The organism is Mycolicibacterium lutetiense (assembly GCF_017876775.1).
In the GTDB taxonomy this organism is placed as follows: Bacteria; Actinomycetota; Actinomycetes; order Mycobacteriales; family Mycobacteriaceae; genus Mycobacterium; species Mycobacterium lutetiense.
The window spans coordinates 25,539-50,479 of the sequence record NZ_JAGIOP010000003.1 but is presented as its reverse complement, the minus strand read 5'-3'; the positions used below and the strand labels follow the sequence as shown (position 1 = coordinate 50,479).

20 protein-coding genes and 1 pseudogene are annotated in these 24,941 nt (G+C 65.8%); 8 read left to right on the top strand and 13 right to left on the bottom strand.

The genetic code is table 11. The features are described 5' to 3' along the window. Nucleotides 1-27 precede the first annotated feature (27 nt). Nucleotides 28-666: a hypothetical protein gene (locus tag JOF57_RS30460; protein WP_209923873.1), complete on the top strand. Its 639-nt coding sequence runs from the start codon at nucleotides 28-30 to the stop codon at nucleotides 664-666. On the opposite strand, the gene JOF57_RS30455 is transcribed toward JOF57_RS30460, so the two are convergent. From JOF57_RS30455 to JOF57_RS30445, 3 genes are all read right to left on the bottom strand, one after another. After that, nucleotides 601-957: a hypothetical protein gene (locus tag JOF57_RS30455; RefSeq protein WP_209923872.1), complete on the bottom strand. Its 357-nt coding sequence runs from the start codon at nucleotides 955-957 to the stop codon at nucleotides 601-603. The genes JOF57_RS30460 and JOF57_RS30455 overlap by 66 nt on opposite strands. A gap of 251 nt (nucleotides 958-1,208) precedes the next feature. Beyond that, nucleotides 1,209-1,574 (bottom strand): hypothetical protein, encoded by a 366-nt coding sequence (locus JOF57_RS30450; protein WP_209923871.1) that lies wholly within the window; start codon nucleotides 1,572-1,574, stop codon nucleotides 1,209-1,211. A 33-nt stretch (nucleotides 1,575-1,607) separates the two neighbouring features. Next, the gene (locus JOF57_RS30445; RefSeq protein WP_234939127.1) at nucleotides 1,608-2,165 is read right to left on the bottom strand and encodes a hypothetical protein; all 558 of its coding nucleotides are present in this window, start codon (nucleotides 2,163-2,165) and stop codon (nucleotides 1,608-1,610) included. Between the two features lie 325 nt (nucleotides 2,166-2,490). On the opposite strand from JOF57_RS30445, the gene JOF57_RS30440 reads away from it, so the two are divergent. Together JOF57_RS30440 and JOF57_RS30435 are read left to right on the top strand one after the other, a co-directional pair. Beyond that, on the top strand, nucleotides 2,491-2,754 hold the full coding sequence (locus tag JOF57_RS30440) for a site-specific integrase (protein ID WP_225330463.1): 264 nt from the start codon (nucleotides 2,491-2,493) through the stop codon (nucleotides 2,752-2,754). 30 nt (nucleotides 2,755-2,784) lie between these two features. Further along, nucleotides 2,785-3,411 (top strand): tyrosine-type recombinase/integrase, encoded by a 627-nt coding sequence (locus tag JOF57_RS30435; protein WP_011331207.1) that lies wholly within the window; start codon nucleotides 2,785-2,787, stop codon nucleotides 3,409-3,411. Between the two features lie 335 nt (nucleotides 3,412-3,746). On the opposite strand, the pseudogene JOF57_RS30430 reads toward JOF57_RS30435, so the two are convergent. From JOF57_RS30430 to JOF57_RS30400, 7 genes and pseudogenes are all read right to left on the bottom strand, one after another. After that, nucleotides 3,747-3,986 (bottom strand): annotated as a pseudogene (locus JOF57_RS30430) (MaoC/PaaZ C-terminal domain-containing protein); the annotation flags it as partial. After that, nucleotides 3,983-4,741, bottom strand: a complete 759-nt coding sequence (locus JOF57_RS30425; protein ID WP_011331213.1) for a 3-hydroxyacyl-CoA dehydrogenase — start codon at nucleotides 4,739-4,741, stop codon at nucleotides 3,983-3,985. The pseudogene JOF57_RS30430 and the gene JOF57_RS30425, both read right to left, overlap by 4 nt. Before the next feature lie 91 nt (nucleotides 4,742-4,832). Continuing rightward, on the bottom strand, nucleotides 4,833-5,993 hold the full coding sequence (locus JOF57_RS30420; RefSeq protein WP_011331214.1) for an acyl-CoA dehydrogenase family protein: 1,161 nt from the start codon (nucleotides 5,991-5,993) through the stop codon (nucleotides 4,833-4,835). 8 nt (nucleotides 5,994-6,001) lie between these two features. Next, nucleotides 6,002-6,790 carry an enoyl-CoA hydratase/isomerase family protein gene (locus tag JOF57_RS30415; protein ID WP_011331215.1) on the bottom strand — a complete coding sequence of 263 codons (789 nt, stop codon included), beginning with the start codon at nucleotides 6,788-6,790 and terminating at the stop codon, nucleotides 6,002-6,004. Continuing rightward, a complete protein-coding gene (locus JOF57_RS30410; RefSeq protein WP_011331216.1) occupies nucleotides 6,787-8,454 on the bottom strand; it encodes a long-chain-fatty-acid--CoA ligase in 1,668 nt (555 codons plus the stop codon). Before JOF57_RS30410 ends, JOF57_RS30415 begins: the two co-directional genes overlap by 4 nt. 7 nt (nucleotides 8,455-8,461) lie before the next feature. Beyond that, complete coding sequence (locus tag JOF57_RS30405; RefSeq protein WP_011331217.1) at nucleotides 8,462-9,637, bottom strand: thiolase family protein; 1,176 nt, start codon at nucleotides 9,635-9,637, stop codon at nucleotides 8,462-8,464. Further along, nucleotides 9,634-10,500 (bottom strand): CoA transferase, encoded by an 867-nt coding sequence (locus tag JOF57_RS30400; RefSeq protein WP_011331218.1) that lies wholly within the window; start codon nucleotides 10,498-10,500, stop codon nucleotides 9,634-9,636. Before JOF57_RS30400 ends, JOF57_RS30405 begins: the two co-directional genes overlap by 4 nt. Before the next feature lie 101 nt (nucleotides 10,501-10,601). Here JOF57_RS30400 and JOF57_RS30395 point away from each other — a divergent pair, with 101 nt between their 5' ends. Next, entirely contained in the window at nucleotides 10,602-11,189 is a 588-nt protein-coding gene (locus JOF57_RS30395; RefSeq protein WP_011331219.1) for a TetR/AcrR family transcriptional regulator, read from the top strand. A 126-nt stretch (nucleotides 11,190-11,315) separates the two neighbouring features. Here the strand turns inward: JOF57_RS30395 and JOF57_RS30390 are convergent, their stop codons facing one another. Both JOF57_RS30390 and JOF57_RS30385 read right to left on the bottom strand, forming a co-directional pair. Next, nucleotides 11,316-14,351, bottom strand: a complete 3,036-nt coding sequence (locus tag JOF57_RS30390; RefSeq protein ID WP_011331220.1) for a Tn3 family transposase — start codon at nucleotides 14,349-14,351, stop codon at nucleotides 11,316-11,318. Nucleotides 14,352-14,367: 16 nt separating this feature from the next. After that, a complete protein-coding gene (locus tag JOF57_RS30385; RefSeq protein WP_209923870.1) occupies nucleotides 14,368-14,784 on the bottom strand; it encodes a hypothetical protein in 417 nt (138 codons plus the stop codon). A 293-nt stretch (nucleotides 14,785-15,077) separates the two neighbouring features. On the opposite strand from JOF57_RS30385, the gene mobF reads away from it, so the two are divergent. Together mobF and JOF57_RS30380 are read left to right on the top strand one after the other, a co-directional pair. Beyond that, nucleotides 15,078-16,106, top strand: coding sequence for a MobF family relaxase (gene mobF, locus JOF57_RS31140; protein ID WP_234939126.1), 1,029 nt, complete (start codon nucleotides 15,078-15,080; stop codon nucleotides 16,104-16,106). Further along, complete coding sequence (locus JOF57_RS30380) at nucleotides 16,072-20,940, top strand: AAA family ATPase (protein ID WP_307870149.1); 4,869 nt, start codon at nucleotides 16,072-16,074, stop codon at nucleotides 20,938-20,940. Before mobF ends, JOF57_RS30380 begins: the two co-directional genes overlap by 35 nt. Before the next feature lie 74 nt (nucleotides 20,941-21,014). Here JOF57_RS30380 and JOF57_RS30375 read toward each other — a convergent pair whose 3' ends face one another. Further along, on the bottom strand, nucleotides 21,015-22,706 hold the full coding sequence (locus tag JOF57_RS30375) for an AIPR family protein (protein ID WP_209923869.1): 1,692 nt from the start codon (nucleotides 22,704-22,706) through the stop codon (nucleotides 21,015-21,017). 97 nt (nucleotides 22,707-22,803) lie between these two features. Between JOF57_RS30375 and JOF57_RS30370 the strand changes: the two genes are divergently transcribed. Both JOF57_RS30370 and JOF57_RS30365 read left to right on the top strand, forming a co-directional pair. Further along, entirely contained in the window at nucleotides 22,804-23,877 is a 1,074-nt protein-coding gene (locus JOF57_RS30370; protein ID WP_234939137.1) for a DNA adenine methylase, read from the top strand. Beyond that, a complete protein-coding gene (locus JOF57_RS30365) occupies nucleotides 23,874-24,719 on the top strand; it encodes a hypothetical protein (RefSeq protein ID WP_209923867.1) in 846 nt (281 codons plus the stop codon). Before JOF57_RS30370 ends, JOF57_RS30365 begins: the two co-directional genes overlap by 4 nt. Nucleotides 24,720-24,941: the final 222 nt, after the last annotated feature.

Genomic DNA, 24,941 nt, shown 5'->3' with positions numbered 1-24,941 from the left:
GCCACTACCGGCCGGGACGGATTCGCCATGCACCAGCTCACGATCGCCGCTCAAACCGGCGCCACCACAACGACGCATCACGACTACGACGATGCGAGTCGCGCGCTGCTGAGCCATGCCAAACGCAGCGACACCTATCTGCGTCCCCTCGCTTCTCCCAAGCCAGCGGCACCTATCCAACGCGCCTGCTTCGAACTCATCAGCCTCGATGGCATGCGCGGCCGGCCGAACATCGCCGCCACCGCGTTCATCGAACCTGTCGTTGTGACAGCGTCCGGCACCGCTGTCACGGCCTACTACGCGGCCGCCGCCACGCTGCACTGGATTTCAGATCACCACCACGCCACAGCGGCAGCTAGTGGCGAAAAACGGTGCAGCCACCCTGCTCTGGATGCCGCTGACGCGGTAGTCCAATCACCGCTGATGGCGCGAGCACTGTGGTGCGAGGTCGCCTTCCTCGCAGAGCTACCCGAGGCGTCGGTGCTTCCTGCAAGTGTGCTCGGCGATCTGCGCGAGATGTTCGTTTCGCGCGGGTACCGTCCTGCCTCGGCAGCAGCCTTGGCCGCCGCGGTGCAGCGCCAGCTGGATACGGCCGCTACTTCAGAACAAGTTGCCGTTGCCACGTGGTGGGCGGCCTTGGTCGGCGCCAGCGCCGCCGCCCGCTGACCTCCGTTGAACATTTTGTGGCTCGGTCATTTCCGGCCCAGCCGCTTCACCGCCGCCCAGCTGATCCTCGACCCTCTCGACAAAATCCAGGTACTCGCAGGCGGCAACATGCGGATGCCTGTGCCCGGTGCTGAGCATGCCGAGTAGCGCGTCGTCTTCAAGTTCACGAGCTGCCGCGTCCAGGTTCCCCGTGAGATCGAGTTTCACCGCCAGGGCCTTGGCGAAGCTGTCCACGATCTGGCCCAACCTCAAATGAGGTTGTTGTCTCCAGTACGCGCCCAGCTCGCTCAAGACCTGCTCGATGCGTTCTGGCCGGCGCCCGCCAGGTCCGCACGGCGCGAACGCAATACCGTCGGCGAGACATGGTGGTCGGTGGAAGCACTCAACACTGAGCGAGGCTTTCGGGATCCGCTGGTAGAGGTCCAGTGCCGTCGCCCGTGTAGAGCTGGTGCGTCCGATACTGACCCGCAGCCGGGTGAAGCGACCGCGCACGCCAGCAGCAGATCGGCGCAGTCTTTCGGGTAGGCCATCTCCGGGACTGGTCACCGAATGTCCTGCTCATCGGAGCGGCCCGGCTGTTGGTTGAAAACTGTCTGGACGTTGTAGTGCTCGTCATTGAACTGGGCCAGCTTCCACGTGGCCCACTTCGGGTCTGAAGGATCCAGTTCCAACGGCACGTAGCCGTGCAGCCACCCGTCAACGATGAACTCCTGTCGGATCCACTCGTCGAGGTCGACCCCACCCCTCTGGACCCCGTCAACGACGAACGCCGCGCGATCGAGCTCCTCAGCTGAGACTCCGTTGCTTTCGGCGGCGGAACGCACACTCGAGTAGTGGGTGTCATCAAGGCCAGGCGTCATCAAGGCGACCGCCAGTTGAAGGACGTAGGGCCTGTTGTATTCCGTCATCGTTGGACCTTCCGTGATCGATTATCTGGTCTTCTAGAACAGTCGTGGCTGACTGCCCAGCAGCGCCGTTTCCACCGCCGCGCTATCCCATCCGTGGCGCACCGCTTCGCGAAGCGCCACCGACCGGGCGCGGCGCGCTTGGCGGCCGCAGTCGCGGCGTGCGATCGCCGGCCGGCCACCTCCACGGCGCGCCCGGCCCATCCGCAACATGTTGTCTTGCTGCGTGCCCGCAACGACATGCTGAACCTCGGCCCCCGGCGCACACACCTTGACGCAGATTGGGTTATCGCATTCGTGCAAGGCGAGCACATCGGCAGCCAGCGGGGTACCCGCCGCCAGAGCCAAGGCGTAACGGTTCGGCCGCACACAGAAGCCGTGTCCTTCGCGGGTCACGAAGAACCGTCCATACCCGTCGGCACCGATACCGCCCGTCCAGATCGCGCAGTCGCGCTCCTCAGGTCCGCAGACAACGTAACTGCGGAAGCGTGCGCACTCGGCCGGATGCACGCTCACGTCCACCCACAGCGACCGACCCAGTGTCTGCCACGGGAAGCCACCGTCAGCGATGCCGGCCACCGTCTCACTGCCCATCAGACAGGACTGCCGCTGGCCCCGATTGCGGCAAACCTAGTGCGCCCGAGCCGACCTCGGCTGGACGCACCTGCGGGCCTGGCCCATCGGCGGTGCCCGCCACGCCGTCGCTACCTAGTGGTTGCGGCCCCGCAGCGACCGCGCCACCGCTGCGTTCCGGGGGTCGGGGAGCAGATTCTCGAAATCCGGCGCTAAGGATTTACGGCAGATAGTAGCGTACTATCTGCCGTAACTCGTGAGTCGTCCTGCCGCGATGGTCGTTCCGGAGATGGGCGACTCCGGAAACTATCTGCCGTAGTGCTGAAGGGCGGTCGGGGTGGGATCGGTGAGCTCGCTACCGGCGCGGGCCGCCGGGATCCGGCTGGCGGACGCGACGCGGACCTTTCTGGGCACGATCGCGGCGGTGAACACCCGCCGCGCCTACGCCTCGGCGTTGGATCGGATGGTGCGCGACTTCGGCGCGGACGGCGATGTCGGGTTGTTGAACCCGGATCGGGTGTCGGGGTGGTTCGACTACGTGTGGGGCGACAAGGCCCCCAAGACCTACAACCTCCGGCTGACCGCGGTGTCGGCGGCGTGCGCCTACTGACGCGATCAACAGTGGCTGACCGGCGATCCGGTGTCGCGCCTGCGGGCGCGGCCGAGTGCGCCGGACAACAGCAAGGCGATGACCGCCGCCGAGGTTGCGGAGCTGCTGGGCATGGACGCGGCCCTGCGCGAGCGGGTGTTCTGGTCGATGCTGTATGAGTCCGCCGCGCGGGCGGAGGAGATCCTGAATCTCGACATCGAGGACCTGGACACCGTGAACCGATGCGCCACGGTCACCCGCAAGGGCGGCGCCCGCGAGGTGATCTATTGGCAGACCGGCACCGCACGGCCGCTGCCCCGGCTGATCGCCGGACGGAAGTCCGGGCCGCTGTTCCTGACCGACCGCAAAGCCAAGCCGTCGGTCGCCAAGACCGACACCGACAACTCGACCGGCCGCGCCCGACTTTCCTACCGCCGCGCCGCGACGCTCCTCGAGGAGCACACCGAAGGGATGCGACGCGGACCGTTCACGCTGCACCAGCTGCGGCACTCGCGACTGACCCACGCCGCAGAGAAGGGCGCTTCCACGCCGATGCTGATGGCGTTGAGCGGACACACCTCGGTGCGCAGCCTGGTCAAATACGCGAAGGTCTCCGCCGAGGCGCTGGGGCGCTGGCAGGCCGAGACCGATCCCGCTGCGCGGCGGCGCTCCCGCTGAATCTCTCAGTAGCTGACGGTGACGAGTTCCGGCGCGTGTCTGCGTATCTTGTTCAGCACCTTGACTGTTCGGCCCGAGCGCATCTGCTCGAGGGGGGCCGAAAGAGACCAATCAAGTGCGGCACCGTCGATGGGTGTGGTCTTCCGCGTCCGGGAACTCATAGCCGCTGCCGGGCGTGCGTGGTCGTGGTGTTTGTCGGATCCGGCGGGGGCACGGCCGAGAGTAGGGCCGTGAGGTCGCGCGAGACCTCGCCGGGGTTGGAACAGCCGTGGGAGATGAGCGCGCGGGAGCGCGGCTTCGGTCAGGCCGTATCGGATATGGACGGCGTCGTGGTGTTGCAGGATCGCCAACGTGTGGATTCCACTGGCGATCAGGCCACCGAACTGGCCGTCCTGCGCCGCCGCCCGGTCGATGTGAAACCACTGGGGATCCCAGTGGGTGGCGAAGTCGACGAGTTCGGCCTCGGTCACCGTGTGTGAGCCCAAGTCGAAACGCTGGCCGATGCCCAGGTCCTCGGCGTATACAAGGCGTGTGTGCTCATGGTGCGATCCCACCTGCACGCCGACGGGTTTCACCGCGGCGCCATGCGGATCGCGCCGTCGAGGCGGATGGTTTCGCCGTTGAGCATCGGGTTGGTCACGATCGCCTCGACCAGCTGCGCGTACTCGGCGGGGTCGCCGAGCCGGTTCGGGTGCGGCACCTGCTGTCCCAGCGAAATCTGAGCCGCCTCGGGCAGCGTGCCCAGCAGCGGGGTCTTGAACAGGCCGGGCGCGATGGTGTTCACCCGGATCAGCAGCGACGCCAGGTCGCGGGCGATCGGCAGGGTGGCGCCGACGATCCCGCCCTTCGATGCCGAGTACGCGGCCTGTCCGATCTGCCCGTCGAAGGCCGCGACCGAGGCGGTGTTGACGATCACGCCGCGCTCGCCGTCGACGGGCTCGTTCTGCGACATCGCGTGCGCGGCGAGGCGGATGACGTTGAAGGTTCCGGTCAGGTTGACCTTGACGATCTTCTCGAATTCGGCCAGCGGGAACGGTCCGTTCTTACCGACGGTCTTGACGGCGTTGCCGATGCCGGCGCAGTTCACGGTGATTCGCAGTGAGGACTCCGCGTTGGCGCGCTCGACCGCCTCGGTGACCGCGGCCTCGTCGGTGACATCCGCCGGAGCGAATTCCACGGTGTCGCCGAGAGCAGCCAGCGCATCCGTGTTCGCGGTGGGCAGGTCGACGGCGATTACCCGGGCGCCCGACTTGGCGAGGGCGGTGACGGTGGCCAGTCCGAGGCCCGAGGCTCCGCCGGTGACGAGTGCGTTGGTTCCGGTGATATGCATGAATACTCCTGACGAAATAGGTTGAGAACATCGGGTTTTTGACAAAGTGAGGTGTGACTGACGCAGTGGTGTCACTGCGCGAAGGTCAACCTCATAAGGCGCGGCCGATGAGTTCCTTCATGATCTCGTTGGTGCCGCCGTAGATCTTCTGCACGCGGGAAGCGGCGTACATCTGCGCGATCGGGTACTCCATCATGTAGCCGTAGCCACCGAAGACCTGCAGGCAGCGGTCGACGATCTCGCACTGCTTGTCGCTGCCCCACAGCTTGGCCATCGACGCGGTCGCCGCGTCGAGGGTGCCGTCGAGGTGACGCTGGATGCAGTGGTCCATCAGGGTCTTGCCGGCCAGCACGTCGGTCTTGCACTCGGCGAGTACGAACTTCGTGTTCTGGAAGTTCAGGATCGGCTTGCCGAAGGCGTGACGTTCCTTGGCGTACCTGATGCTCTCCGCCACCGCGGCCTCGGCCACCGCGACACCGCCGACACCGAGGATCAGCCGCTCACGCTGCAGCTGACCCATCAGCTGGTAGAAGCCCTGCCCCTCGACGCCGCCGAGCAGATTCGCTGCCGGCACCCGCATGTCGGTGAACGACAACTCGCGGGTGTCCTGGCCGTGCTGGCCGATCTTGTCCAGCACCCGCCCACGCTCGAACCCCGGAAGATTCTCCGTCTCCGCGACGAGCAGCGAGATACCCTTGGAACCTTGGCTCGGGTCCGTTTTGGCGACGATGACGAGCAGGTCGCAGTGCGACGCGTTCGAGATGAACGTCTTCGAGCCGTTGATCACGTAGTGGCCGCCGTCGCGAACCGCGGTGGTCCGTACGGCCTGCAGGTCCGAGCCGGTGCCGGGTTCGGTCATCGCAATGGCGAGGACGCTCTCACCGCTCGCACATTTCGATAGCCAGCGCTTCTTCTGGTCCTCGGTGGCATAGGCGGCGATGTAGTGCGCGACGATCGTCGAGTGCACGGCGAAGCCGAACGCGGTGTCGTGGGCGTAGGCGATCTCCTGCTGCACGATCGCCTCGTGGCCGAAGTTGCCGCCCCCGCCGCCGTATTCTTCGGCGATGTCGAGGCACAGCAGTCCCGCGGCGCCGGCCTTGGTCCAGAACTCGCGGTCGACCTGGTGCTGCGCGGCCCAACGGTCCTGGTTCGGGGTGGCTTCCTTGCGGAAGAACTCGGCGGCGTGCTTACGCAGCAGCGCCTGATCGTCGGTCTCCCACGGGGAGCGGTAATCGGGGAACAGCTCGCTCATGATCGGTCCTACTTTCCGGTGAATTCGGGGGCGCGCTTGGCGAGGAACGCGGCCTGGCCCTCGCGGCTGTCGGCGGAATGGATGGCAACGTGAAAGTTGCGCTTCTCGTGCTCGAGTCCTTGCGCCAGAGAGGTTTCCAGGGCCTGGAGGGCGGCATCCTTGGCCAGCGCCACCGCGAGCGGTGAGTTGGCGGCGATCCGCTGCGCCATGGCGACCGCCGCTTCGAGGGCGGTGCCGTCCGGGACGGTCTCGGCGACGATGCCGGCCGCGCACGCCCGCTGTGCGGACAGGAAGTCGCCGGTGAGCAGTAGGGCCATCGCCTTGGACTTGCCGACGGCCTGAATCAGGCGCTGGGTTCCGCCGCCGCCCGGGATCACGCCGAGCTTCACCTCCGGGACACCGAACTTGGCGGATTCGCCGGCGATGACGATGTCGCAGGCAAGCGCCAACTCGCAGCCGCCGCCGAGTGCGAGGCCCTCGACCGCAGCGAGGACCGGCTTCGGGAATCGGCCCAGGTCGGCCCAGATGGTGCCGCCCAGCGCGGCTCGATCGCCGAGCAGCGACTGGTCGCGAATGGCGTCGAAATTGGTGATGTCGGCTCCGGCGCAGAAGATCCCGCCGGCGCCGGTGAGCACGATGGCACGGATCTCGTCGTCGTGCCGAGCCGCGACGAGCTCGGTGTTCAAGGCGGTGAGCACCGCCTCGTTCAGACTGTTGCGAGCCTTGGGCCGGTTGATCTCCAGGATCAGGAGGTGGCTGTCGCGGGCCGTGCGTAGCGGGGCGTTGTCGGGGTTCATCGGACGTCCTCGTAGACGTTGGTGTGCGCGGCGCGCATGGCCTTCTTGTCGAGCTTGCCGACGCTGGTGCGGGGCAGCTGGTCCAGATACAGGACGGTCTCGGGCAATTGCCATTTGGCGAATGCATCGGCGAGCAATTCGTGGATCTCCGACAGTGGAAGTTCCTGCCCGTCGGTCGTCACGACGAGTGCTACTGGACGCTCCTGCCACTTCGGGTGCGGGACGCCGATGACGGCCGCCTCGGCGATCTTCGGATGGGCAACGAGTGCGTTCTCCATGTCGATGGAGGAAATCCATTCGCCACCCGACTTGACCACGTCCTTGATCCGGTCGGTGATCTTCAAGTAACCATTCGGGTCGATGGTCCCGACATCGCCGCTACGCCAATACCCGTCGAGGAACTTGTCGGCGTCGTCGTCGAGCTTGTGATAGCGCTCGATGATCCACGGTCCGCGCAGCAGCACTTCACCCTGACTCGTGCCGTCGTGCGGGAGATCGTTGCCTTCCGCGTCGACGATCCGGATGTCGATGCCGTTGACCGGCAAACCCTGCTTACGCTTGAGATCCCACTTCTCCTCGTCCGAGATCACACCGCGCAGCGAGGGCTTCAGTCCCCGGTTCACCGCGACCAGAGGGGTGGTCTCGGTGGCGCCGTAGGCGTGGATGACGTCGGCTCCAGTGATGTCGTGGAAGTCGCGCATCAGCGACAGCGGCGGCTCGGTGGCACCGGACAGCAGCCGCGCGCGGGAGAAGTCCGGTGCGACCGCAAGCGTCTTGATGTAGTTCATCATGGGCTGGAAGATCGCCGGCGCACCGTTTGCGACGGTGACTTGCTCCGCGATCATCGCGTCCACGAGGACGGATGTGTCCTCGGCGATGTAGCGACCGGGCAGCACGATTTTTGCGGCACTGTAGGCGGCCGCCTGGGGTAGGCCCCAGCCCTGGCCGTGGAACATCGGCGTGATGAGCATGACGGCATCGTCGCTGCTCATCCCGAGTCCGGCGACCTCGGCGAGGGTGTGCAGGTAGATGCCGCGATGCGAGTAGTAGATGCCCTTGGGCCTGCCGGTGGTGCCGGTGGTGTAACACGCGCTGTAGGAGGAGGTTTCGTCGATGACCGGCCAGTCGATCTCCGGGCCGGCGTCCGCGAGCAGGTCCTCCCAGTGCACCGCGTGCGGGAGCGTGGTGGTGATGTCGGCCAGCGGCTTATCGGTCATCACCACCCACGTCTTCACGTTCGGCGTATGCGGTGCCAGCGCCTCGGCAACCGGAAGCAGCGACTCGTCGATGAGGACCACCGATGCATCACTGTGTCCGGTGACGTAAGCGAGATCCTCTGGCGCCAAACGCAGGTTCATCTGCAACATCACGGCAGCGAGGCCGGGAATCGCCCAGTACAGCTCGTAGTGCCGCTTGCTGTTCCAGTCGAGGATCCCGACCACATCGCCCGGCCCGACGCCGATCGAGCGAAGTGCATTGGCACTTCGTTGGATTCGCGCGTAGGCATCGGCGTAGGTGTACCGGTCCCAGCCGCCGTCCGCGGTGCGGTACACGATCTCCTGCTCGGGATAGGTGCGCGCGGCGTGCCGGATGATGGTGGTGGTGTTGAGTTGATAGTGGTCGCCGTGGGTGGAGGGCAGGCCCCTCACGATCTCGTGGCTCATGACGTCCTCAGATGCGTTCGATGATGGTGGCGTTCGCGGTGCCGGTGGCCTCGCAGACGGTCTGCAAGCCGAACCTCTTGCCGGAGCGTTCGAGTTCGCAGAGCAGGTCGGTGAGCATCCGGGCTCCGGTCGAGCCCAGCGGGTGGCCGAGGGCGACGGAGCCGCCGTTGACGTTCAGCTTGTCGTCCGGGACGCCGAATTCCCGTTGGAAGATCAGCGGCACACCGGCGAAGGCCTCGTTGACCTCGAACAGGTCGATCTCCTCGACGGCCAACCCGCTTCGGCCGAGCGCCTTGTGGGCGGCGTCGAGGATCGCGGTGAACTGGATGATCGGGTCGGCGGCGGCGACCGACAGCGCGCGGAACCGGGCGCGTGGGATGAGGCCGTTGCGCTCGGCGTACTCGCGGTCGGCGATCAGCAGCGCGGCCGCGCCGTCGCTGATCTGCGAGGAGTTGGCCGCCGTGGTCCGCCCGTCGGCGCCGAACACGGCTTTCAGGCTCGCCATCTTGGCGGGGTCGATGTGCTCGCGGATGCCCTCGTCCGAGTCGATGACCGGACCGGTCGGGTCGTCGGGGTCGGCGGTGATCGGCACCATCTGGTCGCGGAACTTCCCGGCCCGCGTCGCGGCGTGCGCCCGCTCGTGGCTGCGAGCGCTGAACGCGTCCAACGCCGCTCGGCTCAGGTCGAACCTCTCGTTCATCAGCTCCGACGACGGGCCCTGCGCCATCAGCCCACCGTCGTAGCGGTCGAGTTCGCGCGGGCTGTACTGCGGGCCGAGCGGCGCGCCGGGCAGGAACGCCGGAGGCATCGGCACCCGTGACATCGACTCGACGCCGCAGGCGATCACCAGGTCGTGGGAACCCGCCATCACCGCCTGGGCGGCGAAGCTGACCGCCTGCTGCCCTGAACCGCACTGGCGGTCGATCGTCACCGCGGGGACCGACTCGGGCAGCCCGGCGGCGAGCACCGCGTGGCGGCCGAGATTGCCCGACTGGACATCGTGCTGGATGACGCAGCCGGTGATGACGTCCTCGATCGCGGCGGGGTCGACGCCGGCGCGGGCCACAAGCTCCCGCAGCGTCTGCCCGAGCAGGTCCACCGGATGCCATGCGCTGAGGATCCCTCCGCGACGGCCGACCGGGGTCCGGACCGCGCCGACGATAACGGCCTCGCGAACACTCATGACAAAGCTCCTTGTGCTGAATTACGGGGTGCCGAATCGCGGATTCCGATCAGGGGAATGTCGAGGCGCTTCGCGACCTCCTCCCATTCGCGCGTCGGCTTGGAAAGAAACGTCTGCTCGAGCTCCTCCTGGGTGCCCTCGACACCGAGACCGGCGCGGGCGCGCTCCCAGAAGTGCGGCTCGAGCGCGGCCAGCGCGACGTGGCCGTCGGAGCTGGAGTAGATCCGGTAACCGGGATGCGCCCCGCCGAGCGGCGCGCCCGCTCCCATCAGACCGTGCCGAACTGCGGCGCCGGCGTCGGCGGCCGCCTGTTCGAGGACGACCCGCTCGCGGTGTCCCACGCCGGACTCCGCGGCCACGCGCAGGGCGAGCAGGGCCGCGGACACGGCGCGCTCGGCGCCGAGCAGGTCGGCCACCGGGACGGTCGGCATCGTCGGCGGCTGGAGAGTGCCGTGCAGGGCCTGGTACGTCAGGTCATGGCCGGGCTGCTCCGCCGCGATCCCGTCGTGCCCGACGATCTCGATATGCGACAGGTGCGGATTCGCCGCGGTCAACTCGTCCAGGCCGAGCTTGACCAGCGCCGAGGGGCGCATGGCGGTGAGCATCAGGTCGGCACGCGACAGCTCGCGCGCCGCCACCGCCCGATCAGCGGGGTCCTTGAGGTCGAGGGTCACGACCCGCTGGCCCACAGTGAGCTCGTCGTACCACGTCGGCGCCACGGCCCGCAGCGGGTCGCCGGCCGGCGGTTCGATCTTGGTGACGGTGGCGCCCAGCGCCCGTAGCCGCGCGGCGGCGAGCGGGCCCGGCAGATTGATCGCGAGCGACACCACCTGCACGCCCTGCAGCGAACTCGACTGCGACATCATCAACCCCTTTTTGACTATACTGATGTATAGCCATTAATGCGCATGTACTGTCTAATGTCAAGGGTGTATGCTTTTTTCCCTGATAGGAGGCAATTTCTGTGACCGACCCCCGCGCCAGTGACGAGGACCTCACCGCGAAGGCCCGCATTCGCAACGCCGCGCTCGACCTCTACGCCGAGCGCGGCGAGGATCGCGTCTCGATGCGCGCCGTCGCCGCCGCCGCCGGGGTCGCCGTGGGATTGGTGCAGCACCACTTCAAGACCAAGGACGGGCTACGCGTCGCCGTCGAGCAACTGGTCGTCGACTATTACGCTCTGGCGATCGCCTCTGTGCCGGACGAGGGCGCCCCAGCGCAGGTCGCCGCCGCTCGAGACGAGGCGGTGCGGCACATGCTCGCGACGCATCCGACGGTGGTGAACTACATCCGGCGCGCTGTGCTCGATCCGCAGGGAAAGAGCGAGTTACTCGAGCGGCTGACCGACCTGAGTCGCAGAGAGATCTCCAAACTCCGCTATTCGGGCAAGACCTCGACACGGCGATCCGAGTCCTCACAGGTCATCGGGCTGATGGTTCGTCAGCTGGGGCAGCTGCTCATGCAGCCGATGATCGATGACATGTGTGACTTCCTCGACCGGACGGGCGTGCCGCACAGCGACAAACTGACGCTCTCCGTGACCGTAATCTAGCGGTAGTTTGTTGGGTCAGGTCGGAGGTAGAGGTGCAGGCCGTGGCCTGTTTCGCGGCTCAGGAGAGACTTCCGCCGACATGCGTCGTCAGGTCCTGAGCGGTCATCCGCCACCCTTCGACTCGCGCTACTCGTCGTCGTCGGCGTCCGGGTCGCGCAGCGGTCGGTGAACTCCGCTGGGGTCGGGCAGGTGGAAGCTGTAGTGCCCGTCGATGCCGATGTGGGCGCGCACGAACGCCGACAATCGCTCGACATCGGTGTCGAGCACCGGGTATCCGCCGGCTCGCAGCGCGGCGAGGGCGCGGTTCTCGTAGACGGTGTTCCACACGACGACGCAATTGAGCACCAATCCCAGCGCCGAGAGCTGGTCTTCCATGCCCTCGTAGTAGGCGCGGGTCATCTCGCCCTTGCGGCCGTGATAGATCGTGCGCGCCAGGTCGTGACGACCCTCGACGAGATTGGACTGGGCCTTGCCCTCGCGCCGGTAAGGTTCGTCGTCGGCCAGGCGCAGGATGTGCAGGGTCTTGAAGATCCGCCCGAAATGGGCGATGGCCTGGCCCAACGCGGTCGGCTGCCCGTCGCGGGAGATCATCCTGGTGACCTCGTGCGCCGACACCTCACCGGAGTGGATCGACACCGCGATCCGGCACATGTCCTCCCAGTGCGCGGCGATCTTGGCGGTGTCGATCACCCCGCGCGCCGCCTTGTCCAGCGGCCCGTAGTCGGCTCGGGCGTCGATGCGCCACAACCGCTGATCGGGCAGGTTCGCCAGCTGCGGCCGGTACTGGCGGCCGATCAGATGCAGCAGTCCGAACACGATGTCGGAATACGACCCGGTGTCGGTGATGATGACCTCCGGAATCCGCCCGCCGTGCTGGGACACGATCACGTCGATGGTGTGCAGCGAATCGCGAGGTGTTCCGCGCAGCACCTTGCCTGCCAGCCCGGCGGACTGGTCGTTGAGCATGTTCAACCAGGTGATGCCCAGTTTCCGGCCGAAGTACTTCGGGTTCGGGCGGGCGTTATGGGTGCGCACGGGCACCACGAACCGCATCCCGTCCACCGAGGCGACCAGCCCGCCGCCCCACGCTTGGGCCAGGGGGATGTCGGCCTGGGCGTCGACCAGCACGGCGTTGGCCGCCTCGATGGTCTCGGCCCGCACGTAGCACTGGTCGACGTGCAGCAGCCGATCCCTGGTCAGGGCGTCGACACCAGGCGTTGTCACCGGTTTGAACCCGACGTTCATCGCATAGGAACAGAGCACGGCCGCCACCGACAAGCCGAGGTCGGCGACGCGGGCCTCGTTGCCCGAGGTGTGGGTGAACGCCTCGGTGAAACCGGGATGCCAGCTCATCACCTCCGTGACCAGTTCCGGCAGGTCCACACGCGGGATCATCGCCTCCACCCGGCGGCGCAGGTCGACCAGCGACGCGGGCTCGGCCTTGGCGTCCAGCGCGGCGACGTGCAGTTTGCCGTCGGCGTCGATGCTGGCTGGGGTGTCCTCGCCCAGCCGTGCGGCCAACTCCCGATAAGCGGTCTCCAACGCCGTCGCGTGATCGGTCAGCAGCTGCGTCGGCGCGGCGGGCAGGCCCAGCGCGTTCATGCCGGCGTCACGCGCAGCCTCCCAGGCTTCGCCTGCCAGCAGGTGCGCCCGCGGGTCGCGCCACCGCGACGAACGCACCGCGAAGATGCTGCGGTGCTTGAGGTGTCGGTGGAACTGTTCCAACACGCAGATCGTGTAGGAGTTCCGGTCGACGGTGCCCTCCGGTCGGCCCGGCGTGTAGATCAAGCGCTTCCACGCGCCGACGATCAAGTCGTGGTCGACCTTGCGGGCGTCCAGCAGGTTTGCCGGGATCTTGCCCGACGACCTGGATGTCAGCAGCTCGGCGAGGGTCTTCATTGCCGCCAGGACGGCGGCGCCGTCACTGGTCGCGCCGAACTCGATCGTGTCCATCAGCATCGACAGGAACGGGCGGACCGTGGCGAACTTGCCGGCCAACTCGATCAACCGCTGCCCATCCAGCTCCGCGTCGTCGGCGGGCACCAGCTCGTCGACCGCCTGGACCGCGTGCCGCAACTCGGCCCGGGTGACGGTCTTCTCGATCATGTCCAACACCACGCCCAGCCCGACGTCCTGGTTGACCTCGACCATCTCCAGCAGCACCTTCACCGCTGCCGCGAGCTTGCCTGCGTTGCGTGACACCCTCGGATAGCGACGCAGCTTCTCCTCGCGAGACTCCCGCTCGGCCTTGGACAGAAGCTTCGTCGTCATCAACATGTCGAAGGTCTCCAACACGTCGTCGACCGCCCGCGCGCTCAACACAACGACCGTCGCGGCCAGCACCGCCAAGCGCTGCTCACGCGTGGGCAGCCGCCGCAGCGCGGCGGCCTTGCTCGCCAACCCGTAGGTCGCCAACCCCGTCAACCGACGCGGCGGGATCGCCCTCACGTCGATGCTGTCCACCCCGACCGCTTGCAGGTCGACAACCCTGCGCAGCGCCGCGAGCATCCCCTTCGACGACGCCTTGAACACGCCCTTGCGCAGCCGCTCCAGCTCGCTGACCTTCTGCCCGCCCTCCGCAGGAACCTCCAGCAGCCGCAACAAGGCAGACGCGGACTCCGAGGTCAGCTGCTCGCCGAGCTGGCGCCACAACCGGGCGTCCGCCGCGTTGCGGCCGTCGCCGATCAGCCGCTCCAACGTGGTGATCCCCGGCAGCAGCGCCTGACGCTTCCGCAGCCATGTCACTGCGTCGCCGAAGATCGCCTTCGGTCCGTCGCCGGTCATCCACGCCTGGTCGACGATCCACGACGTGAGCTCCGACTCCATCTCGCCGAACGGCTTGAGTCCGTACACCTGCTGGATTTCCCAGGCGTGTTCGAGCTTGGTCTTCTCCCGATCGGTGTACCGCTTCACCATCGACGGATCGGAGATCTCCAACTGCTCGGCCAGATACTCGATCAACGCGGGCGGGACATCCAGCGGATCAGCCAGGAACATTCCCAGGTGACGCACCGTCACCACCTGCACCGCGAACCCCAGACGGTTGTAGTCGCGCCGCCGCGCAGCGATCAGCCGCCGGTCCTCGTCATCCAAGTAGCAGTAACGCTCCAGCTCCTGCCGAGACAACGCACCGAACCGGCCATAGCCGCCCTCATCAGTCACGACGACATGAAATCACCTACAGCGCAAGGTCGCTCGGCGATTGCCCCTTAGCGCCGGATTTCGTCAATCTGCTCCCCGACCCCCGTTCCTGCAGTTGCTTGACCAGTTTGAGATAGCTTCTGACTTTCTTCTCCGGCACGTCACCCAGGCAGGCGATGTCTCGGATCGTTTCCCCACGTTCCTGCATCCGCGCCAGCGCTTTGGCTCCCGCGACGCGCTGTTCATGGCGACGCTGCTCGGCGTCACCATGAACCTGGGCGCGCCGCTCACGCTCCCAATCGTCGACCGCTTCGAGCTTCTGCTCTGCCAGAAGGAACGCCACCATGTCCTCGCGATTGGCTGCCTCGCGCTGAATTCGCTCCTGCTGTGCGCGAGTCTGGGCCTCCCTCACCTTGCGGCGGACGTCGCTCTTCGACTCGATCTTCTCGCTCATGGCCGGACCGTACGACGCTGCGGCCGGCAATTTCTAACGCTCAAACCATATTTGTCCTCAACATTCTTCTCATGCCCTGTCCCTTTTGAGTACACCGATCCTCACCTGCACCACCGTGCCGCACCCATCGCACCCATCCATCCCCTCCCATCGCGCCCTCAAGCACCCCCCGACACCGACCTACCAGCCACCCACCAAAAGCCACACACCTCTTGCACTGAGGATCACGATTCGGTAACGAAGCGTGGTTGGCCGTTAGAATTGACGCGCGTCAAGTTTCTAGCGTGCGCGTTATGACCGCCACCCTGCACAAGTTGACCGCCGGTGATGGCTACACCTATCTGATCCGCCAGGTCGCCGCCCACGACGCCACCGAGCGCGGCCGCGACACTCTCTCGGAGTACTACAGCGCCAAAGGTGAATCCCCCGGCCGCTGGGTGGGTTCAGGCCTGGAGGCCTTGTCGCACAGCCAGGCCAGCGGGGTGCCTTCGCACATCACCGATGAGGTCTGGACCGTCGCGGCCGGCTCCGAGGTCACCGAGGACCAGATGATGGCGCTGTTCGGAGAAGGATTGCACCCCAACGCCAATGCGATCACCAACCATTACCTAGTAGCGGGCGCGCCCGCGCACGTGGCGATGCACGCCGCCCGCCTGGGCAAGCCGTTCACGATTCGCAGCGGCGAAACCGAATTCCAGCAGGCGCTGGCGGTGGCCTACCGGGAGCACAACGCCGCGGCGGGCAAGGTGTGGAACGCGGCGATCGACGACGACATTCGTGCCCGTATCCGGACTACGGTGGCGCGACAGAAATTTCTCGACGAGTTCGGACGCGAAGTTTCCGATGATCGTGAACTGTCGGGCTTCATCGCGCGCAATACCCGCCAGCGCACTACCGCTGTCGCCGGGTACGACGTCACCTTCTCCCCGGTGAAATCGGTGTCCACGTTGTGGGCCGTGGCACCGATGGACGTGGCCGACGTGATTGAGCAGTGCCATGACGCCGCGGTCGCTGACTCTCTGGCGTTTTTGGAAGCCAATGCCGCGTTCACCCGCACCGGTGCACGAGGCATCGCACAGGTCGACACGACCGGCTTGATCGGCACCGCCTTCACACACCGGGATTCGCGCGCGGGGGACCCGGATCTGCACACCCACGTGGCGATTTCGAACAAGGTCGCACACGTCGACGCCAACGGTATTCAGCGCTGGCTGGCGCTTGACGGCCAACCTCTGCACCGCGTGCTGGTGAGCACTTCAGAGCTGTACAACACGCGACTCGAGGCGCATTTGGAGGAGCGCCTCGGGCTTCGATTTCGCTGAGGTCACACCGCCGGGCCGTAACAAGCGCCCGATCCGCGAAGTCATCGGCGTCAGCACGGAATTGATGGCGCGGTGGTCTTCGCGTCGAGCTGCCATCGAATCGCGCACCGCCGAGCTGGCCAAGCAGTTCCAAGCTGATCACGGCCGTGAGCCCACCAACGTCGAATCCATTGCGCTGGCTCAGCAGGCGACCCTGGAATCCCGTGAAGCCAAACATGAGCCGCGCTCGCTGGCAGAGCAGCGCCAGACCTGGCTGGCCGAAGCCGTCGAAATCCTCGGCAGCAGGCGGGCATTGAGCCGGATGCTCGGCGCAACACTGTCCGCCACCCGGACCCATCGCCGCGCCGCGCCCACACCACAATGGATCGCCGAACACGCCGCCAAAGCCATCGCCACCATCTCCGAATCACGCGCCACCTGGCAGCGCCACCACGTGCTGGCCGAAGCGCAACGCATCGTGCGCGCCACCGGAAATGTCGGCGCAGCGGACCTGGCCGAAAAAATCACTGCCGCCGCGCTCGATGAACCCGTTTCGCTGCCCCGCGCCCGCATCAACGACGGGGAGCGAGGCGAACCGAACGCGTTGCGTCGGCGCGACGGATCGAGCATCTACACCCGCAACGGCACCGACCTGTTCACCAGCGCGGCCATCGTGGCCGCCGAACGCCGCATCCTGCACACCGCGACCCTGCGCACCGGCCGTGTCGTGGGCACCGACGACGTCGAGCTGGCCCTGGCCGACTCCGCGGCCCGCGGCAAAAAACTCAACCCCGGACAGGTCGCCCTGGTCACCGAAATGGCCACCAGCGGCCGCCGGGTCGCACTCGCCCTGGCCCCAGCCGGAGCAGGCAAAACCACCGCCATGGCCGCACTGTCACAAGCCTGGCGCAGCAGCGGCGGCAACGTGCTCGGCCTAGCCTCGCAAGCAACCGCCGCCATCGAACTCGGTGGCGATCTGGCCGCCCCCACCGACACCCTCGACAAGTACATCAACCTCATCGACAACCCGTCCAACTCCGTTGTGCCGCAGTGGTTCGACCAGGTCGATGAATCGACCCTGCTCATCATCGACGAGGCCGGCAAAGCCGGAACACTGCAACTGGACACCGTCATCGCCCACGCGATCGCCAAAGGTGCCAGCGTGCGGCTGGTCGGCGATGACGGGCAGATCGCCTCGATCTCGGCCGGCGGTGTCCTGCGCGACCTCGCCCACAAGTTCGGCGCCCTCACCCTCTCGCAGCTGGTGCGCTTCGTCGCCCCCGAGGAAGGCGCAGCCTCGCTAGCCCTGCGCGCCGGAGACCCCTCCGGTATCGGCTTCTACATCGATGAGCACCGTGTGCACGTCGGAGCCGAACACACCTCAGCTGAAATGGCGTTCGATGCCTGGCTGGCCGACACCCGCGCCGGCCTCGACAGCCTGCTGCTCGCGCCGACCAACCCCATCGTCGATGACCTCAACGCCCGCGCCCGAACCGCCCGAATCTCAGCGGCTTTCGCCGAAAACCCGCGCTACCGCATCGGCCCGGAAGCCATCCTGTCCGATCACCTCGCCGCCTCAGTCGGCGACATCATCCGCACCCGCGAAAACGCCCGCTGGCTGCCCCTGAGCCCCACCGACTACGTCCGCAACGGCTACCGCTACGAAATCCTCGAAGTCCACCCCGATGGGGCGCTGCGCGTGAGCCATCTGGGCACCAACCGCACCCTCACCCTGCCCGCCGACTACGTCTCCCAACAGGTCACCCTCGGCTACGCCACCACCATCGACTCCGCCCAAGGACTCACCGCCGGCCACAGCTGCCACGTCGTCGGCGCCGAACACCTCACCCGCCAACTGCTCTACGTCGCGCTCACCCGCGGCCGCGTACAAAACCACGTCTATCTGTCCACCGCCGAAGCCGATCCCCATCGCATCCTCGCGCCCAAAGCCACCCATCCCGACACCGCGGTGGATGTGCTCACCAAGATCCTGGCCCGCGACGGCGCCCAGATCTCGGCCACGACCGCCGAGCGTGTGGCCGCCGACCCGTTCGCACGCCTGGCCCCGGTCACCGAGATGTACCAAGACGCCGTCGGCGCCGCCGCCGAAATCTACGCCGGGGCCGAAGTCATGGCCCTGATCGACACCCACGCCGACACCATCTACGCCGGCCTGACCGACCAACCCGCCTGGCCCACCCTGCGCAAACACTTGGCGATCATCGCCGCCAATGGCCAGGACCCCATCGCGCGCCTGGAGGCTGCCGCCACCCGCCGCGAACTGGCCACCGCCAACGACGCTGCCGCGGTGCTGGACTGGCGCCTAGACACCACCAACAAACACAGCGCCGGCACCGGGCCACTGCCCTGGTTGCCCGCCATCCCCCGAGCCCTGCTCACCATGAGCGAGTGGGCCGACTACCTGCCGGCCCGCGCCGCACTCACCACCGAGCTGGCCGACCACATCAGCGCCACCGCCCGCGCGTGGACACCGGCAACCGCACCGTTGTGGGCACGCCCCCTGCTGCACGCCGACCGTGACCTGCTCTGCGACATCGCGGTATTCCGCGCCGCATTCCGCGTCCCTGAACAAGACACCCGCCTGCTCGGCGTCGACCAACCAGCCAACCAGCCCCGCCGCATCCAACGGTCCCTGCAACAACGCGCCAACGAGGTACTCACCGCGCGCGTCCCCGCAATACGCCAATACGGCGAACTGATCGACTCCATCGATCCACGCCTGCGCAACGACAGCTTCTGGCCGCAACTGGCCGATCACCTGGCCGCGGCCGCACCCAGCCGCCCCGACCTCCCCGAACTGGTGCGCCAAGCCGCCGCGCTACGGCCACTGCCAGACGAACTACCCGCCGCCGCCCTGTGGTGGCGCCTCTCAGGCCAGCTCAGCCACACCGCCACCCTCGACACCCCGGACAGCCACCTGCGCCCAGCATGGACCGGCGACCTCAACCGCATCTTCGGCACCGCCGTCACCGAGACCATCACCACCGACCCGGCCTGGCCCGCCGTGGTGGCCGCGGTCGCCGCCGCCGACCCGGCCTGGCAACCCCACCAACTGCTCGAGGTGGCCGACGAAGCGCTCGCCGACGCCGCCGACCACGGTCAAACCATCACGCCCGATCGCTACGCCCGCCTGATCGCCCACACCATCGACATGCTCACCCACGGCGATCCGACCACCCATACCCATCACGACGCACCCCTCCCCGAGCACGCGCCCCTGTCGGTGGAGGAGGAAGAAGAACTCTTCCACCACGACCCCGATCACCTCGCCGACACCGTCACCGACGACCAACTCGACCAGACACACCCCGACCACACGCTCGATGCTGATTACCTTCCCGTCCACGAGCCGCCACACGATGACGAGCCCGAACCACCCAGCCCCGCTGAAGAACTCGGCGCCCTTGAATTCGACGACCTCGCCACCCACCGGGTACCGCCGCCGCCGCTTCCGGCCGCACTTCTCAACATCGCCGCGTTGCGCACCGCACTGTTCAACGAACTCACCACCTACGAACAACTCGTCAAAGACGCCGAAACACTCAACGGACCCCACCTGCGCGCAGCCGGCCCCCAGATCACGACCATGCGCGAAGCCGCCGACGCCGACCTGCCCTACTTCCACGCCGTCCAGGAGGTCATCGATCAATGGGCCGACGCTGACATCGCTTACGAGCAAGCCCAAGCCCAAGTGCAATGGGCACAAACACAACTCGACCTACTGCGGGCACAACCCGACGCCGACCCCCTCGACATTGCCTCAGCAAGGGCCGACCTCAACCTACGGCGCATGACCCTGCCCTCAATGTCCCCCGCAGAACGCTTCTACCCCGCCCTGAGCGCCGCCAACCAAGCCCGCGCCGCGGCGGTCGGCGGCGCCGACAACATCATCACTCACGCCCACGCCGACAAAGTGATCGCCGAAGCCTCCGCCGCCGATTGGGCAGCCCAACTCCAGGCCCGTCGCCGCTGCCACGAGCTACGCCGCGACCTCGATCGCGCCGAACTCGCCGCCGCAGCCGCCTACGCCGCCGCCGACACCCTGCCCATCGACCACGTACTCAACCAACACGCCGCCCTGGACGCCGAACTGGCGATCCTTCACGCTGCGGGCACCGCGCACCCCGCCCTACCACTGACCATCGATCCCACGCACCAAACCCGCGAGACGGCAAGCCTTCTCAACGTCGCCCAACTGCCGTTCACCGTCAGCGTCATCTCAACGCAACCATCCAACGAACTTGCCGACGCGCTGCACGACTGGCACACCGCAGCTGAACAAGCAGACCGCCGCATCTACACCTGCACCGACGACCCTGCACAAACCACCCCCGCCACCACGGTCGCAGACCTACACCAACAACTCCTCGACGGACAATGGCAACCCGAAAGCGGCGACATCCTCATTGTCGACAACGCGGCCGCCGCCGACCCCGCCCAGCTCGCGGCCCTCGCCACCCACGCTGCCCACAACCAAGCCCGCATCGTGCTGCTGGACACTCACACCCCAAGCTGGCCACCGCAACCATCGGCCGCACTGCTTCATCTGCTGCGCACCGACCTGCCATGGACAACCACCGCAGGCCACGGCGCACCTGCAGACAACCTCAGCCCCGCCTCACCACAGGCACCCGACCTACAACCTGTGCTCGACCAAGCCGCACGACTTCACCCCGACGCTATTCCGCATTCGATCAGAGAGGCCCTGGAAACCCGAAAGAGCTTGCGCCAGACGCATAAACGCGCCCACGACGCACACCTGGCGCGAACCTGGGCGCGGGCACAACACCGTGCAGCCACCCCAGCAACCGGTCTCGGACACGACATCGGTTGACCGACACAGCCACGGTTCTCGCCACCCACCAGACGCACACCATGGCAAATGATGGGAAGAGTGCCGCTAAAGCGTCACATCGTGTCCTTCACGTGGCGAACCACGTCTCCACAGCGGGACGCGTTCTTGAACAGGCTCGCCACGTAGTTGCTCTGAAAGCGTGTATTCACGGCCTCGATTGTCGCCGCATATACCGGGCCGACGAGATCCGGGATTTCGGTCAAGGTCGCGGCGATATCAACTGCCGGGTTCGTCATCCACCCCGGCTTCAGCCGCTGGAACACTTGATATGCGATCAAGCGATTGCCTTGCGCGCCAATCAGTCTATCGCGTCCTTCCCGCTTGGCTTGTTCTTCGGCGAGCGCCGCCTCGACAGCCCGAAGCCCCTGCACCGCACGCCATAGGTCTGAGCCGTGAAGTCCACTGTGGAACAACTGTCGATACTGCGAGGTCGGGTTCTGATCTTCGGCACCAACCCAAAGTCGACCGATCTCGCGCTTGGCTTGAACGGCGAGCTCATGGGTAGGGTGCGCACACGCCATGGCGATCGTCGCCTCGATCACTGTGAAACCGGTCGCTGACGCAGGTACGGTTTCTCCGCTCCTGATCGCGTAGCGAACATTGTCTATCGCGAGTTCTTCCGCGAAACGTGTCTGCTCGGGATCGAGTGCGACGAAATCACGTCGCTCCACTCGGTTTTGAGTGTTTGTCCCGCGGGTGACCTCAGAGCCGAAGTGTTCCGGGCAGTGTTCGAGCGAGATGAAGCGAACAAGGACACGAGCGTCTGCGACCGCTTCGGCGTGATCGCGGACGGCTTTGCCGATGCAACCGACTGTCTGCGCACCGTTCACTACCGAAACGCCCCGAAACGCGAACTTTCCGACCTTCTTGCTAGTGCTGTTGATGGCGCCCCGCGCGACGCTCTCACAGAGCACGGTGATGCCGTTGTTGAGGTACCAGAACTGCTCGGGATGGGCTGCGAGGGTCTCGATGATCGAGGCGTTTACATCGGACTGGTGGCCAAGGTAGAGCCGGAGGTTCTCCGCGAACAGACTTGAGCCGTGCTCTGTGAACCATTCGGCGATGTCGACCGCCTCAACTTGACCGTAGAAAGCGGTGTAGGGCTCAGTGACCGATCCCCAGTCATAGACAGTGACGTCCAGATCTGGCTTCACTCCCCGAACCTCACGCGTGAGAAAACTGTGCAACTCGCGCTGGGTAACCATCTGGAAGGAGATCGTGTCGGAAGCGTCGTTGATCTCTTCCATGACGTCCTCAATGGGACGTTTCGCGTTGTCAGACAAGGGATCTATTCCAGAATGGGCGAGGATGAGGACCAACTTGACCTCTGCGCATGAGAGCGCGCCTTCGATCTCCGCCTGTTTGGCTCGGACTTTCTCGTTGAAGCGGTCGAACTTCACGTTGATGATGTCCTGCAGACCTTTGACGAATTTGTGGACGTCGCCAACCGCCGGCGACCCCTTCCCGTCTTGCTTCCATTTGCTTTGGACGAGATAGACCACCGTGTTGCCGCTGTTATTAGCCACCAGGACGGCGTCGACACCATTGTCGTCAAATCCGTCAGTGATCGCCGCCGCCGCCTCGGTGTCGGTGACCCCGGCTACCTGGGTGAGCGCCCAGGCCGCCAACCCCCGGGTCAGCCGAGCTGTGTCCTGCTGATCGAGCGGGACGTCCGAAACGTCGACGAGCGTGCCGCAGGTAGAGAGCACCTTGTTGCGGATCTGATTCAATTGCACGGTTCCCACGACCGGCACTCTACGGCTGGTGTCCGTCACCTCCGCTGCGAAAGCCCGGACTTCGAGTTGCGGCACGCCGGGCCCCCTTCCGGGGCCGACGTATCCAATGTGGGACCCTGTCGACGTGGTGTGGGAGTCATCGTCAGCGGCGATCTTGGCACGGGCGCAGAAGTTCCCCCGAATTCGGTATATGGGATCGAAGTACCGGCTCCTACCGCACCTGGAGCGAGTCTTTGCCGAGGTTGGTGGCTCGACAGCCGTGGACGCGTTTTGCGGTTCCGGGGTGGTTTCCTACTTGCTCAAGGCTCAGGGCTACCAGGTCACCTCAAACGACTTTCTCACGTTCCCGACGGTGATTGCCCGCGCCGCGGTGGCGAACTCCACGGTGCAGCTGGAGCAGGACCTGATTGACACCATTTGCGGCCCGCCCGCTGACGACCGTGATTTCATCCAGTCGCAGTTCGACGGGCTCTACTTCACTGCGGCCGACCGCAAGTTCCTGGACTCGGCTTGGTCACATATCGATCAGCTGACTGGCTACCGGCGGGATCTGGCGATTGCGGCGCTGGTGCTATCTGCGGCACGCAAACAGCCACGCGGGGTGTTCACGTTCACTGACTCGACCCGCTACGCCGACGGTCGGCGCGATCTCCAGATGAGCCTGAGTGAGCACTTCCGTGAGCGAGCCGCCGACTACAACAAGGTGGTGTTCAGCAACGGCCTCCGCAGCAAAGTGCGTTGCGGCGATGTATTCGAAATCCCTGACACAACACCCGATTTGGTTTATCTTGATCCACCGTACGCGCCGCCCAGCGACGATAATGACTACATCAAGCGCTACCACTTCTTGGAGGGGCTGAGCGTGTACTGGCGCGGGGTCACCATCATGGAGCACACAAGGACCAAGAAGCTGGAGAAGCGGTTCACACCGTTCGCCTATAAGCGCACGATCGAGGACGCGCTGAGTCGCACGTTCGAACATTTCCAGGACGCGGGAACGATCGTGCTGTCGTACTCGTCGAACGCGATCCCGGATTCAGCTCGCATCGTAGATTTGCTGGGCAAGGTCAAACCTTGCGTAGAGGCAATCGCCATTGACCACAAGTACAGCTTCGGAACGCATGCTGCAGCGACACGGCGAGATGTCAGCGAGTACCTGTTCATTGGGCGAGACGAGTGACCGCACCCGTCTCCTTCGCTGACTACCTCGGTGCATTACGAACGCTCACGCCGCACGTCGATCCCACTGAACCTACCCAGGACACCCAGGAGATTCGGGACGCGGTCGCTAGTTTGTCCACCGTCGCGCCAGTCACCAAGTCATCGCTGGCGCAGTGGGCGAATTCACATCCGCACTGGGTATACGTATTCGGCCTGATCGTGGGGCTCGGCAAAGAGAAGCTCTCCATGGCTCTACGTGACGGACTGAACACCTCTGGATTCATCACGTTGGCCCGACAGAGTCCGGCTGACCTGATCACGTTTCTCGATGACCGGTTCGACCTCGTCCAAATGGTGGCGAAGCAAGTCAACGCACAGTACGGCCTGGCTGATGTTCTCATAGCGCGCGCAGGAACTCGCGTAACCGCCACTCGGGCAAGCGACGCGGGACGCAGTATCGAGGACATGATCGAACGGGTTGCCCAAGACCTCGGCTTGCCCTATGTCCCGAGAACACGGTTTCGCGGACGCGGCAGGCAGACCGGTCCGGGCGACCTCGTCATACCCAACACAGAGGACGCCGCGATCGTCGTGGCCGCCAAAGGCTTTGACTCGACCGGAAGCAAACTCACGGCGGCATATGAAGAAATCGCGAAGATGGCCGCGGTCCGAAAGCCGTCGCAGTACATCATGGCGGTGGTCGACGGGATCGGCTGGAAAGCCCGCCAGGCCGACCTACGGCGGATCCATAACCTGTGGGCAACGAACGAGATCGACGGGCTCTATACGGTTTCAGCGCTCGAGCAGTTCCGCGCCGACCTGAAGAACGCTGCGCTGATCCGTGGGCTCATTACTACCTGAAATCGATGAAAAAGCTGCCATTGGTCCATCACCATCGATAGTTCCCAACGAACAAGATTAATCGCAGCCGCCACGTTTGATCCATCAAGATCGGCACTTCGGTCTGCGGTTCTCAGCGCTTCTCGTTTGTCCATAGTCGATAGTCAATAGTCGGTTAGACGCTCGCTGCGCACATTCTGTCGGTTCCCGTCGCACAGCATTTGTGTTCCAGTCGGACATTGC

Coding starts and splice junctions, on each gene's coding strand:
- JOF57_RS30460 (WP_209923873.1), top strand. CDS start 28: ATGCACCAGCTCACGATCGCCGCTCAAACCGGCGCCACCACAACGACG.
- JOF57_RS30450 (WP_209923871.1), bottom strand. CDS start 1,574: ATGACGGAATACAACAGGCCCTACGTCCTTCAACTGGCGGTCGCCTTG.
- JOF57_RS30445 (WP_234939127.1), bottom strand. CDS start 2,165: ATGGGCAGTGAGACGGTGGCCGGCATCGCTGACGGTGGCTTCCCGTGG.
- JOF57_RS30425 (WP_011331213.1), bottom strand. CDS start 4,741: ATGCATATCACCGGAACCAACGCACTCGTCACCGGCGGAGCCTCGGGC.
- JOF57_RS30420 (WP_011331214.1), bottom strand. CDS start 5,993: ATGAGCGAGCTGTTCCCCGATTACCGCTCCCCGTGGGAGACCGACGAT.
- JOF57_RS30415 (WP_011331215.1), bottom strand. CDS start 6,790: ATGAACCCCGACAACGCCCCGCTACGCACGGCCCGCGACAGCCACCTC.
- JOF57_RS30410 (WP_011331216.1), bottom strand. CDS start 8,454: ATGAGCCACGAGATCGTGAGGGGCCTGCCCTCCACCCACGGCGACCAC.
- JOF57_RS30405 (WP_011331217.1), bottom strand. CDS start 9,637: ATGAGTGTTCGCGAGGCCGTTATCGTCGGCGCGGTCCGGACCCCGGTC.
- JOF57_RS30400 (WP_011331218.1), bottom strand. CDS start 10,500: ATGTCGCAGTCGAGTTCGCTGCAGGGCGTGCAGGTGGTGTCGCTCGCG.
- JOF57_RS30385 (WP_209923870.1), bottom strand. CDS start 14,784: ATGAGCGAGAAGATCGAGTCGAAGAGCGACGTCCGCCGCAAGGTGAGG.
- mobF (WP_234939126.1), top strand. CDS start 15,078: ATGACCGCCACCCTGCACAAGTTGACCGCCGGTGATGGCTACACCTAT.
- JOF57_RS30370 (WP_234939137.1), top strand. CDS start 22,804: ATGTGGGACCCTGTCGACGTGGTGTGGGAGTCATCGTCAGCGGCGATC.